This window comes from Acanthopleuribacter pedis (genome assembly GCF_017377855.1).
Classification (GTDB): domain Bacteria; phylum Acidobacteriota; class Holophagae; order Acanthopleuribacterales; family Acanthopleuribacteraceae; genus Acanthopleuribacter; species Acanthopleuribacter pedis.
In genome coordinates this window covers 62166-76514 of the sequence record NZ_JAFREP010000014.1, presented here as the reverse complement: position 1 = coordinate 76514, position 14349 = coordinate 62166, and the positions used below count along the sequence as shown (strand labels likewise).

The 14349-nt window shown below is 59.9% G+C and carries 3 protein-coding genes and 1 pseudogene; 3 read left to right on the top strand and 1 reads right to left on the bottom strand.

The genetic code is table 11. From position 1 onward, the window contains the following. Nucleotides 1–76: 76 nt before the first annotated feature. Nucleotides 77–583 (top strand): annotated as a pseudogene (locus tag J3U88_RS15020) (relaxase domain-containing protein); the annotation flags it as partial. A gap of 506 nt (nucleotides 584–1089) precedes the next feature. Here the strand turns inward: J3U88_RS15020 and J3U88_RS15015 are convergent. Next, nucleotides 1090–1527, bottom strand: coding sequence for a MarR family winged helix-turn-helix transcriptional regulator (locus tag J3U88_RS15015; RefSeq protein ID WP_207859687.1), 438 nt, complete (start codon nucleotides 1525–1527; stop codon nucleotides 1090–1092). A gap of 124 nt (nucleotides 1528–1651) precedes the next feature. Between J3U88_RS15015 and J3U88_RS15010 the strand changes: the two genes are divergently transcribed. Continuing rightward, nucleotides 1652–3982 (top strand): molybdopterin-dependent oxidoreductase, encoded by a 2331-nt coding sequence (locus J3U88_RS15010; RefSeq protein WP_207859686.1) that lies wholly within the window; start codon nucleotides 1652–1654, stop codon nucleotides 3980–3982. A gap of 584 nt (nucleotides 3983–4566) precedes the next feature. Beyond that, the gene (locus J3U88_RS15005; RefSeq protein ID WP_207859685.1) at nucleotides 4567–14262 is read left to right on the top strand and encodes a Calx-beta domain-containing protein; all 9696 of its coding nucleotides are present in this window, start codon (nucleotides 4567–4569) and stop codon (nucleotides 14260–14262) included. Nucleotides 14263–14349 lie beyond the last annotated feature (87 nt).

Sequence of the window (14349 nt, the reverse complement as noted above, 5' to 3'; positions counted from 1 at the left end):
GTATTTCGCCTGTGTGTGTCTGTGTGTGTGGGTGGGTAAGCAAATGGCAAAGATTTAGGCCGAGGTTCAGACCCGTCTCACGGTGAACGGACCCCAATATCACACAAAAACAGCGAATCTGTTCGCGGACGAGTTTGTTCACATCACGACCCGACCGGTGGATGGTGTGCCTGATCCCAGTTTGCACGCGCATATGTTTGTATTTAACATCACTCAGCACCCCGAGGATGAAAAGGGTAGGTCGCCCTATTTCGAGAACCTGAACCGGCGATTTCATGAAGCGCGGTTTCACAGTCGGTTGTCCCATGCCTTGCAGCATGAAGTGGGTGTGCGGGTGGATCGTGACAGTAATGGGTTTTGGCGGGTAGTGTCGGTGCTGCGTGAGGAGTATGAAAACTTTTCGCGCAGGGCGTTGGCCTTACAGAAAATTGTCAAAAAGCTCGTTATTGAACATGACAAAAAGCCTTTGGCAAAACTGGCGCAAAAACACCGGGAGAGCAAAAAAATTGATGTTTCCCAAGATGTGGTGCAACGGATCAGAATAACCAAAGGCGGGATGACCAAAACGGGCACCAATCAGTGAATGTCAGCCGGTATGAGGTGGCCAGGGTGAAACGAGTGGAGATTTGGCGCAGGCTAATGGCTGGGTGCTGGATGCGGGTATCTCCATTTGCGGCCTGGTTATGTCAATACCAGTCTTAGTAGCCAGGGCTCCAGCGTGGCTCGCGTCTTCCTTGCGCAGGGCGGCATGTCGGCGGCCGCGACCTCGGTTAAGCATTTTTAGGTGTCAGGGAGACGCACCAGAGTTCAAGTTCGGACTTATACCGACGACAAGACCGGATGGGTAGGCGCGGTGGAACACACCGGGACTAGGGGGTCTGTTGTCAAAATGGTAGAAGTGGGTCTTGCTTTGCAGAGTCCATCGCTTAATCGTACTTTAAATCCATAAACGAATCGTTAAACCAGGTTTAGAGCAGCGACGTTCTTGGAGCTAAGAGGAAATGACGCAACTAGGTCGCACCGAGGAAGCGAGATAGTAGGCCCGAATTGAAAACATGCCTTTAATCCACATGTCGTGCCGCTTAGATCCTACACTGAAAAATTTTGGGTGATTTGGTCGAGGAAGCGGGTGACGGTTTTGATTTCTTCGTCCGTGAAGCCTTGGGTTAGGCGGGCATTGATCGTTTTTAGGTAGGGTTTGCCCTGGGCCAATTTTTCCTTGCCGCGCTCGGTTATTTCTAGATAGGTGGCGCGTGAATCCTCCGTGCCGCGGGATTTCGTGATCAGGCCGCCCGCCTCCATGCGCTTGGCCAATCCCGTTACCGCCGATTTGTCCAACATCAGCGTTGCAGCCAAGTCCTTCATGCGGCATCGGTTTTGTTTGCCCAGTACCATCAGCGCCGTGAGTTGGATCACCGAGATGTCCAGTTCCTTGCGGCATTGGGCGTCCAAGCTTTTCATCAGGCAATGCCTTGCCGCGTTGAGCCGGTAAATGAGGCGTGGGTTTTTTCCGGTTGGTTCGCTCATGGCGCCGTCGCCTCTTGTTTGGGATGGGCTCAGGTTAGTGAATTTTAGTTGACATGTCAACTAATGCGCCTTAGGTTTGGTTGAGACCTTCTCTCTTCCAAAACCGAACCCAGCGGAGCGAACGATGGCGGAACCCGGCACCGATCCCGTGTGGAAAAAATCGGCCTGTATCCTGTGCAGCATCAATTGCGGCCTCGAAATTCAAACCGGCGGCAAAAACAACCGCGAGCTGGTTAAGATTCGCGGCGACAAGGACAACCCCTCCTCCCGCGGCTACCTCTGCAACAAAGCACAGCGCCTCAACTACTACCACATGGGGCGCGACCGCATCGATACGCCCAAACGGCGCCGACCCGACGGCAGCTACGAGGACGTCTCCTGGGACGTCGCCATTGCCGAGGTCGCTGCCGGCTTGAAGAAGGTCAAAGACAGCCACGGCGGTGACAAAATCCTGTTCATCGGCGGCGGCGGGCAAGGCAACCATCTCGGGGGGCTCTACAGCGACGGTTTACAAAAAGTACTCGGGGTGAAATTCCGCACCAACGCCCTGGCCCAAGAAAAAACAGGCGAATTCTGGGTGGCGGGCAAAATGTTCGGCGGCGGACCCCACGGCGATTTCGAACACGCCGAGGTCGCCATGTTCCTCGGCAAAAACCCCTGGCATTCTCACGGCTTTCCCCGCACCCGCGTGGTGCTGAAAGAAATCGCCCGCGATCCCAACCGGTCGATGATCGTGCTCGATCCCTGTGCCACCGACACGGCCAAAATGGCCGATTTTCACCTTCAGGTTCGGCCAGGAACCGATGCCTGGGTTTTGTCGGCGATGATCGCGGTGATTCTTCAGGAGGGTTTGCAGGACAAGGCCTTTATCGCACAACACACGGAAGGATTTGACGCGATTCGCGACCACTTTCTGCAACTGTCCGTGGGCGAATATTGTGCGATCAGCGAACTGGACGAGGACTTGCTGCGCCGCGCGGCCCGACGGCTGGCAACGGCCCGCTCGGCTTCGATTTTCGAGGACCTGGGAACCCAGCAAAATATCAACTCCACCCTGGTCAGCTACCTGCACCGCGTGCTGCTGGTGATTACCGGTAATTTTGCCAAAAAGGGCGCGGCCCACATCGCGATCTCGCTGCTGTCGGTCACCGAGGCGAGCAAAGGCGAGGTGTCGGGCACCACGAAAAAGCCGCGCAAGAAAAAAGTGAGCCCGGTGCTGGGTTCTAAGGTGATTACCGGCCTGTTGCCCTGCAACGAGATTCCCGATGAAATCCTGACCGACCACCCGGACCGCTTCCGCGCGGCCATTATCGAAAGCGCCAATCCCGCCCATTCCTACGCGGACAGCGCCCGCATCCGCGCGGCGATTCGCGCCCTGGAGTTCTCGGTGGTGGTGGATGTGGCCATGACCGAAACCGCCCGCCTCGCCGATTACGTTTTGCCCGCGGCCAACGCCTTCGAAAAACACGAATGCGTTTTTTTCCAAATCGACTATCCCCGCAATACCTTTCACATCCGTAGACCGGTCGCGGACCCACTGCCGGGCACCTTGATTGAAGCGGAAATTCACACCCGCCTCATTGAAGCCTTGGGCGCGCTCAAGCCGCGCCATGTAAGGCTGCTGCGAACCGCCGCCAAGCTGGGCCGACGCCCGTTCTCCGCCGCCTTGCTCGGCTTAATGAGGCTGCGACCCGAGGTAAAAAAAGTGCTGCCGTCGCTGCTCTACCGCACCTTGGGCACCACGCTTGCCGACGGCGAAGCGGCGGCAACGGCCCCGTTCTGGGGGCTCTGCCACCAATTCGTGCGCAAAAACCCCCTTGCCGCGGCCAACGCCGGCTTCGCGGGATCGCCCTGGCAAGCAGGTGAAAGGCTCTTTGACACCCTGATCGGCAGTCCCTCCGGCATGGTGTTTTGCGACGCGGGTTCGGATTACAGCGAAACCTGGAACCGCGTGGGTCGCGCGGGACGTCGCATCCAGCTCCACTTGGAGGAACTGTTCCCACGGGTCGCCAACCTGCAAACGGACCTTTTGGCCAACCCGGCGGAATTCCCATTCGTCCTCACGGCGGGCCAGCGCCGCGCCGAAACGTCCAACACCATCATTCGCGACGCCTCTTGGGACAAAAAAGCCAAGGCGACCCGTCTGTACATGCACCCGAAGGACGCATCCTCCCTCGCCCTCAAATCGGGTGACCTGGTGAAAATCACCACCCAAACCGGCTCGGGTGAAACCCACCTCTTGGTCACCGAACACCAGCGGCCAGGATGCGTCAGCCTGCCGAACGGGCTCGGTGTGGACTACGACGGCGGGGATGGGAGCTCGGTGCGCATCGGTATCGCGCCCAACGATTTAACGGCTTCCAACCGCAAGGACTTTTTTGCGGGAACCCCTTGGCACAAATACGTGCCGGCGCGGGTCGAGAAGCTACAGGACGCTGCCACGACCGCGGTGTGACCTCCGGGGTAGAAAAACCCATGTCATGCCGTCGCCGGCCTTGTGAGAAAACCTTTCCATTTGGCCGGTACGGGTGCCAATCACGCCGTGTAGAAGCCGTGGGAATCATGGGCATCGCGCCTACCTGCCGCACGGAGAAAAAGATCGCTTCATCCCATCGACGCCTCCGTCGGAAACGGTCCCATCCCGCCAAAACGCCGGCGCGGTTCAGAAAAAACGCAACCTGAACAGGCGAGACCGCCACCTAACTATTTAGGTGACTTAAAGTGCGCGATTCGGGCTGATGCAATCGTTCAAGATACTGGGGCGAAATGTGTTGGGTGAAGCAACGGCATACCCGGAAAGAACCGTACATTATTTAACCATGGGTTGTCGCCAAGCAAGATGCGCGCGTACGCCGCCATGAATCACACACTTTAGGTATAAGGTTACCCTTTTGGTTTCCTCCAAGATTTAATACGATAAACAGATCACGTCAAAAACTATCGCGTCTCGGAACGCTCCGCGAGCGTTTCCCGGCGACCGGCAGCCGGACCCCGTGTCCAAAAGCGACTTTGCCGCTCGTTGCGTTGTGGAGGAATCACATGATCGCACCCTTTACCCCGCGAATTGCCAACCCTCTCACCAAAATGTGGCTGTGCCTGCTGCTCGGCCTTGCCGGGTTTTCAGCCCAGGCGGCACCCATCACCTGGAGCGGCGCCGGCGACGGCACCAACTTCGGCGACCCGGCCAACTGGTCGCCGGCCCAGGTTCCCGGCCCCGCCGATGAAGCGCTGATGAATGTCGACACCCCGATCAGCATCATCGTGAACGGTAGCTTTACCATCCAGCGTTTCGAACTGGGTGTCAGCGCCAGTTCATTCATCCAAGCGCTTACCCTCCAAGGCGGCTCCCAACTCATCGTAACCACCGGGACCAGCACGCAAGAGAACACGGGCCGTATCACGTTCGCCGGCAACGGCGAACTGTCGGTGAATCCGGGGGCGGTGGTCAACCTCGGCGGCACCATTCAGTTAAACGACATGCGCTTCTCGGGCGGTGGTACCGTGAACTTCATCTCCGGTGCAAACACTGTCATTCCCGCACCCTTCACCTGGGTCATCGACAGCACCACGGTGGTGCTGGCAAGCCAATTAGACACCATCACCGGGTTAAACCTGGAACTCAACAACAGCGCGGCTTTTACCGTCAACAGCGGTGTTGACATGGCCCTCGGCGGGACTTCCGCGATTAACACCACCACCGGACCGCCGGGTATCTTTACGGTCAACGGCACCTTACATGTGGGTAATGCGATTCCCGCATTCGCACCCACCGATCAGGACAGGTTCGCATCAGCACGCAAATTGCCGCCAACGATTCTCCCGGTGACGGCCCGCTTCGACAACGGCGGTTTTGTTGAAATCGGCAACAGTTTTGAGTTGCAGCTCGGCGGGGACGGCACCCATACCGGGACCTTTAACGCCACCGGCTCGGAAAACTTTTTGGTGTTCACCGGCGGCGTCCATGGTTTGGACGACACCGTTTTTGGCAACACGCGCATCGACGGCGGCACCCTCAACCTGACCACCGACATCATGCTGCAGACGGGTTCTTTTATCCAAAACGGCGGCGTCATCGATTGCGGCGGCAACACCCTCACCATCGAACTCCTTTACGATTGGCAAAGCGGTGAAATGCGCGACGGCCCGGTCACCACGCAATCGGTCGGCTCTTTGACCTTCAGCACCGGGGGCCTCAAAGCACTGCGCAACAGCACGCTCACCCTCGATTCCGGCGGCGGTGTGACCGGCAACGGCGTCATTGAACTCGATTCGGCGAGCATCATCAACAACGGCACCTTTAACATCGCCAGTGACGGCCAAATGCAGACGCCCAACAGCGGGACCTTCATCAACCAGAACACGCTCACCAAATCCCAAGGCGGCGATTTCGATTTTGGCGTCAGCCTCTCGGAAGCAGCGGGTCCCACCAACATCAATGCCAACGCGGCGCGTTTGATCTTCAGCGGCGGCGGCGTGATGAACTCGACCCTGGCCACTTCCGCCGGCAACGCGGTTGAATTTACCGGCAACCTCATGAACATTCTCTCCTCCCCCATCAACAACCTCGGCGAGATGATCATCAACGGCCCGGTCAACCTTTCCACCCTTCCCGGTCCCATCGGGGGCGTGATTCGTTTTGACAACGGGTCCATCGCGGGTACCGGCACCTTGTCGTCCACCGGTTCCTTCCTGTGGTCGGGCGGTTCCATGACCGGCCCCTACACGGTGGAATGCGCCTCGGGCTGCGTCATGCAAATTCAAGGCGGCAACCCCAAGGAACTCAACACGGGGGCGGTACTCAACAACAACGGCGGCACGATCACGATCATGGAAGACGCGATTCTCGGCGTTGAGGAAAGTTCGCAAATCAACCACGACGGCGGCACCTTTTCGATTTATGCCGGCGCCCGCTTGCAAGCCGACCCGATGCGCTCGCCAGGAGTTGGTTCCCTCAACTTAAACATCGGCGCGTCGCTCGACGACAGCCCGATGAGCCCGCAACCACCCGGAACGGTGACCGAAATCATGTGCGGGCTGAACCTCAACAGTCCCCTAGCGATTAACTTCGGGGAATTGCGCTGGGGTGGACCGGGTTCGGTCGGCAGCGGCCCCACGCTGGCAAGCGGCACGGTGTTCACGCTGTTTGGTGAAAACAAAACCATCAGCGGGGCAAACTTTAGCGGTCCCGGTGTGACGACCTTACAAGGCGGCACGATCACGGTCGGGAACGACGGTTTCTTCTTAGCAGCCAACGCGCCGCTCAACTTGGAGGGCGCCACGATTACGGGACCCGGCCAGATGAACGCGCAAGGGACGGTGAACTGGACCGACGGCGGTTTTGACGGCTTGGGCGCGGGTCCGCCACCGCAGGCGAACCTAACCGGGCCGACGGCGGCGATTAGCGGCACCTCACCCAAGTTCATCCGCGGCGGTTACTCGGTGAACTTGCCCACGGGCACGGCCTGGAGCGACGGCAACATTGAGATGGACGGCACCTCGATCTTAAACGTTCCCAACGGCGCCACCCTCAACATTTCCGGTACCACGTCGATCATCGTAACCGGTGGCACGCCCACGTTCCTGGGCGACCCGACTTCGATTATTAACCTGAGTGCCACCGGCATCTTTGTCAACGACGCCCTCGCCGATTTTCGCGGCACCTTGAACGTCAACAACGGTAACTTTTCACAAAACGGCGGCGGCTTGGTACCGGGTTCGATTGTTGTCTCGCCGGGTACCCGCTTCGAAGGCAATACCGCCACCTTAACCTTCACCGGCGGAATTTCCGGCGGCGGGGACGTGGCGATCAATGGCACCACGGCCACCTTCGGCACGGTTGCCCCCACCTTCACCGGCAGCCTGAGCATCAACACGGCCACGGTGAACGTCAACGTGGATACGGCCTTTTCAAACGTGATCATGAACAGCGGCACGCTCCAGGGCACGGGCATCATCAACTTAAACGGGATCATGAACTGGGCGGGCGGAACGCTCGCGGGTTCGGGCGCATTTAACGTGCAAAACACGGCCGTCCTCCAGATAAACGGCGGCGATCCCCACACGCTCGACCAACGGCCGCTCACCGTGGCCAACGGCGGCACCCTGCGCATTGAAGGCGGCGCCACGCTCTCCGCGGCCGACACCACGGTCACCATCAACACCGGCGGGCTACTGGATCTGCAATCCGGCAATATCATTCCGGCAGGAGGCGGCGGCCCCGCCACCCTTAACGTGTCGGGTAACTTCAACAAAAGCGCACCGGGCGACGGGACGGTATCCCTGCCCACAACGCTTGCCGGCACGATGGCCCTCGCGGGCAACACCCTGACCTTCACCGACACCTTCGCGGTCACAACCGGCGCGGGAATCAACCTTGAAGGTGCCATCCTCGGCGTGCAACAGCCGTTCACCCTGGTGAACGGCGCGGCAATGAACGGGCCGGGCACGATGCAAGGCTCGCTCACCAACAACGGTACGGTGACGGTCGGCGACGGCGGCTTTAACGATGCGCTGACGATCTCGACCAACTACACCCAAGGCGCCGGCGGCACCTTGAGCGTTAACATCCAGGATAATTCCGGCAGCACCGCACTCGACCAATTGATCGTTTCAGGTACGGCGGTTTTCGGCGGCACCTTGGCCGCTGCCTTCCCCGGTAATTTTGAACCGCCGACAGGTGTCCCTTTACCGGTCGTAACTTTTACGACCCGCGGCACGGGTGATTTCGCCAATACCTCGCTGACCTCGCCGGCCGGCTCCACCCTCGACGTGGTTTACGAAGCCGGCGCGGTCACCTTGGTCAACGGCGGTCCCGCCACCGCTCAATGGACCGGCGGCGCGGGCGGTGACTGGCACAACCCGGCCAACTGGGACGGCAACGCGGTACCGGGCCCGAACACGGCGGTCACCATCGACCTGTCGGTCACGGTCACGATCAACACGCAGCCGGCCTTCGCCGCAAGCGTCGCGCTCGGAGGAGCCGGCAACCCAACCCTGGCGGTCTCGGGTCAAATACTTGACACCAACAGCATGAACATCTTTACGGGCGCCACCCTGCGCTTGGTCGACAGCTTTTTGGGAACCCCGGGTGGACCGTCACCGGAAAAACGGGGCAACCCCTTAACCAACAACGGTTCGATTAACGTCTTCGGCGGCAGCGGCATCGGCCTGCTCGCCAACAACGCTTCCGGCGGCCTCATCCAAATCGCGGGCGATACCACCAACTCGCCCAACCCCGGCGTTTTGATCCTTGAATCGGGTCTGACCAATAGCGGGCAAATCATCCTGACCAGCCAAACAGCCACCGACTCCGGCATCGGCATCAACAACGGCGGCTTGTTCACCAATGACGGCTCGATGGTCATCGACGCCGCGGCCGGCGGCAACCGCCTGCTCAACTTGCAATTGATCAACAACGGCACCTTCGTGGCAAACACGGATACCTTCTTCGGTGGTGGCGGCGGTGCCTCAACCAAACGCGGCGCCGTTACCATCCTCAACAACAACAATTTCAGCCTGGCGCAAGCGACCCTGAACATCGACAGCGGCGACATTCGTAACAGCGTCGGCGCCACCCTTAACGCCGAGGGTTCGATTCAATTCGCGGCGCCCGGCAATGGTTTTGTGAATGAAGGGACGCTGCGTATTGCCGGAACCGGCACCGGCACCTTACAAATCGGCGCAAACCTGGTCAACACCGGCACGCTTGAATTCGATTTGGATGGTCTCACGCCCTTGGGGAGTGATCGCATCGACATCAGCGGCACGGCCAACCTGGGCGGCACCCTCACCACCACTTTCACCAACGATCCCCAGGACGGCACGAACTTCACCCTGCTCCAGTACACGGCGCTTCTCGGCGATTTCACCACCCGCAACATCACCCCACCGCAAGGTCTGGATGTCACGGTCGACGCCGGCACCACCGCATATACCCTCTCGTTCGGCACCACGCCGCCGATCACCGACCCTCAGGTGTACGTCCTCGATGTGGGTATTCCCGGGATTGTGTCGCTTGATGCGGCCAACAACACCGAGAACCGGGTGATCAACACCCAGGTTTCGGGCTCGGGTGTGACCACCACGCCCACCGGCGACAGGCTCTATGTGGTTTCCCCCAACAACGGCACGGTGACCAGCTACGCCACCACCACCAACGTGCTTGACAACACCCTTACCGATTTCCCCACGGCCTTTGCGGCGGCGGTCACCCCGGACAACAACGCGGTCTGGTTCCTGCTCGGTGCCGGCAGCCAAACAGCCAAACGCGGCCTTGGCGAGATCGGGGTTTACACGCAACTGCCCAGTTCAACCCGCACGCTGAACATCCCCTGTGCTACCGCGGCCCAGGCGATTGTGTTTAACCCGGTTCGCCGCGAGGCCTACACGGTGGGTAGCAACGGCTCGGTGTGCGCGATTGACACGAGCAACGACAGCTTAATCCAGAGCGCCGGCTTTACCGCGAGTTTTAGCGGCGCGGTGGTGGATCCCGCCGGTGCCTTCCTCTACGCCTTCGATCCCAACCAGTCGCAAATGTTCCGCATCGATTTGAGCGACTTAAGCGGCCAGGCGATTGCGGTGCCAGGTTCACCGTACCAGGGCGCGATTTACAACAACCGGTTGTTTATCACCACCCAAACCGCGAATATCCAGATCTTCGACCTCAGCAACGACAGCCTAACCGCGCTCCCATTACCCGGCGCGGGCGGAACCATGGACATCAGCATTTTTGACGCGGGTCCCACGGCTTACGTCACCGACAGCAGCGGCACCGTCTTAACCTTTGACCCCGACGGGGGCAGCGTCCTCAACCGCGGCGGCGGCAGTTTCGTCAACCCCGTAAAAGTCGTCGACACAGAACTCCGGCCCTTGGGCACGGCATCCATCGCACTCAGTTCCGCCACCTTCAGCGTCAACGAGGACGCGGGTAGCGTGACGGTTTCGGTTAGCCGCGCGGGCGTGGCCTGGGAGACCATCGGCGTATCCTTCAGCACCGCCGACGGGACCGCGTTGGCCGGGCAGGATTATACGCTGACCAGTAACACGCTGAATTTTGCCAACGGCAACGAAACGCTGAACATCAGCATTCCCATCATCGACGATACCGACGTGGAGGCGAGTGAAACCTTCACGGTCAGCATCAGCGGGGCAACCAACAACGGGGTGATCACCCTCGGCAGCGCCACGGTGACCATCGTCGACAACGACAATGTCGCTCCCAGCGGCACGGTGCAATTCTCCTCGGCGGCCTACAACGTGACCGAGGGCGAAGAAACGGTCACGGTCACGGTGGTACGCGGCAACGATGATTCCACCAGTTCCACCACGGCCTCGGTTACCCTGACCACCAGCGACGGCAGCGCGGTCGCCGGCTTGGACTATCTGACCATTACCCAGACGGTGACCTTCCCGCCGGGAACCAACAGTGTGGATGTAACCATTCCGATCCTTGACGACACCGGGATTGAAGAAATCGAACAGTTCAGGGTCAGCTTACAGAATCCGGTGGAGGCAACCCTGGGCACGCCGAGCAACGCGCTGGTTCTGATCGGCGACAACGATTTCCAAACGGTTGCCTGGACACAGGCGGCCCAAACGGTGACGGAAGGCACGGCCAAAACCACGGTTGCGGTGACGGCGGTGCTGGGCAGCCCCAATCCGGGGCTCCTGACCGTGCCCTTTAGCATCGGTGGTTCGGCCACCGCGGGTGTCGACCACACCCTGACCCAAGGGACCCTGACCTTTGAAGCCGGTGCAACCACGGCCACCCTCCGCTTTACGGTGATTGAGGACAGCGTGCAGGAAGGCCCGGAAACCATCCGCCTGCAATTGTTGCCGGCGACCGTGGTGCCGGTGGTTCCCGCCACCCACCTGATCACCATCCTCGATGACGACGACGGCACCGGTACCGACGGCACGGACGGCGGCGACGGTGGCGACGGCGGTGCTCCAGACACCTCGATCACCAGCCCACAAAACGATGCCGAGTTCACGGTCGGCCAAGCGATTTCCTTTCAGGCAACGGGCAGCGATCCCCAGCAGGAATTGCTGAGCTACACTTGGGAGATTTGCTCCTCCAACGGGAATTGCCGCACGCTCAGCGGCGCCTCGGTCACGGCGACCTTCCGGGAGCCGGGCATTTACGTGGCCCTCTGTTATACAACAGACACCTCCGGCAACCGCGATCTCTCGCCGGCGCGGGTTCGCATCCGGGTGCGCGAGGCCTTGCCGCCCCGTATTGAAATCACCCAACCCACGGCTAATTTGCTCAACCTGACCCAAGGCGACTCGGTCAACTTCATCGCCACCACGAGCGAGGAAAACGTCCAGGTGCGCTGGTACTTCATTTCCGATCCGGGTACCGATGTCGGCCAAGGCCGCGAATTAACCTTGACCTTCCCACAGGAGGGCCGATTCACCTTGGTTGCCGAGGCACGCGGCCCGAACGGCTTAACCGCCTCGGATTACGTCAACGTGTTGGTCTCGCTCGAGAACCTGCGACCGGTGCTTCTGACGGCCACCAGCCCTGAACCGGCCTCGGTCTTTTCGGTCGGCGAGGTCATCAACTTCGAGGCCCAGGTCAGCAACCCGGACACGCGCAAAAAAGAGCTGGAGTTCTTCTGGGACTTCGGTGACGGCACCCAATTGGAAGGTATCGCGGTCACCAACAGCTTCAATCGCCCCGGTCGCTACCGCGCCACGGTGGTCGCACGCGATGTGGCCGAGGATGTCTTGTTGCAAGACAGCGTGGCCTTCTACGTGTTCGGCACCATGCCGCCGGTCGTGGATATCAACCTGCCGACCGACGTGCAAATCGAACCCTTCGGCGCGGCCAAACGCGTTCCTGACGCGGGCACGATTTACTTCGAAGCGCGTGTGCGCGACCCGCGCGGGTTCCGCGTCCAAGATCTGACCTTTTTCTGGGACTTCGGCGACGGACGCACCAGCAACCAGCAAACCCCCGGCCGCATCGTTTGGGCCGACGAGGGAACCTTCACGGTCAGCCTGTTTGCACGCACCCGCAACGGCCTGGTCTCGGAAACGGTACGCCGCACCATCACGGTGCGAGAAGTGGACGAAAACACCTTCGAACCCAACGAAACCTTCGGCCAAGCCAAACCCTTGCCACCCGGCAACTATGATCGCCAAACCCTACCGGACATCAACTCGGCCGATGTCTACCGCATTACGGTTGACCGCAACGGGCAAAGCATCGTGGTGAAAATCGACATCGACGGCACGGTGCGCGCCGAACTCTACGACGGCTTGCAAAACCCCCTCAACAGCCGCATCATCACCAACCAAGGCTCTATTCAGTTGAACGGCCTCAGCGCGGGCGATTACTTCCTGCGCATCACCCAAATCGCGGGCAAGGACAAACGCATGCTGAGCTACGGCTTCTCGGTGAGCGTTTTGAACCCGGGCTTGTACTTGGCCGACATTCAATCCAACGAAACCTTCACCACCGAAATCGGCATTGTCAACACCACCAACAGCGAGATCAGTGTTGAAGCGATTGCCTACGACGCCTCGGGCAACATCTTGGCCCGCGCGCCCTTCACCCTGGCGGGCAACGGCCGCACCCACCAAGAAGTAAGCCAGTTCTTCGACGGCGAGCAACTCGAAATCGCCTGGGTACAGGTCGATGCGACCGGCGATATCGCGGGTTACGCGCGGACCTGTTCCCGTGACGGCAAAGAAGAGTACCTGGTCACGGCGGGCACCAAACTCAGCAACGAACTGTTCGTACCGCACATCGCGGAGAAGGTGGACCAGTGGTTCACCCGCGCCTCGGTCGTCAACGCCACGGACAGTGAAACCAGCGCGATCATCCTGACCCAATCGGTCGAGGAAGGCTCCAGCGCCGATTTGACGCTGCGCGATAAATTCACCCAGGACCAATTCGACTTCGTGGACCGCTTCGGCGGCGCCCTGCCGAATGATCGCATTTGGGCCAAGATGAGCGAGGCCGGCGCCAACAATGTGTTGGTTGGCAGCGAGGTCTTCGGCACCATCGACGGCTCGCGGGTCTCAGCCGGTTTGGAATTGGTGGATACGGGCCAAGACAATCCCAATTTCACCTTTGTCCCCAACACTTTGTACTTCACCCACATCGCGCGGGACATCGACCAATTCTGGACGGGGATCACGCTGGTGAACATCGGTGACGTCCAACAAGGGGTGCGCATCGCGGCTTACGGGCCCGCGGGCAATTTTGTGAACAACGTGGAACGCACGCTGGAACCCAACGAGAAACTGGTGGTTCTGGCGCGCGACCTCCTGGCCCCGATCGGCTCACCGGCCGACATCGATTGGTTGGAAGTAGTCGCGGATGCGGATGTGGTTGGTTTCGAGTTATTCGGCACCAACAACCAAAAACAAATGGCGGGTTTGGAAGCCACCACCGGGGTCAAACCCAACGTGTGTTTCCCCTTCTACGACAGCACCAACCGCAGCTTCCAAGGGATCTCGGTGGTGAACGTCAACGACACCGCACAAAATGTCACCTTTACGCTCTACGACAACCAGGGCGAGGTGATCGCCACGGCGACCCGACAATTGGCGGCGCGTCAGAAGCTGGTGGAAACCATTAGCGAATTGTTGCCACAATCGGAATGGGAAAGCCAAAACGCCTTACCCGGCTGGCTGGAAGCGACCGCGCAAGGTCCGCTCGCCGGATTCCAACTGATCATCAGCAAGGACGGCGAACAAATGTCGGCCTTAAAAGCCCAGTAACACGCAAGCCCACATGGTTCACAAGGGTGATGGCTCCAGGCGACAAACCCTTGTGAGCCACGCGACCGGAGCGGCGGCGGACACGGA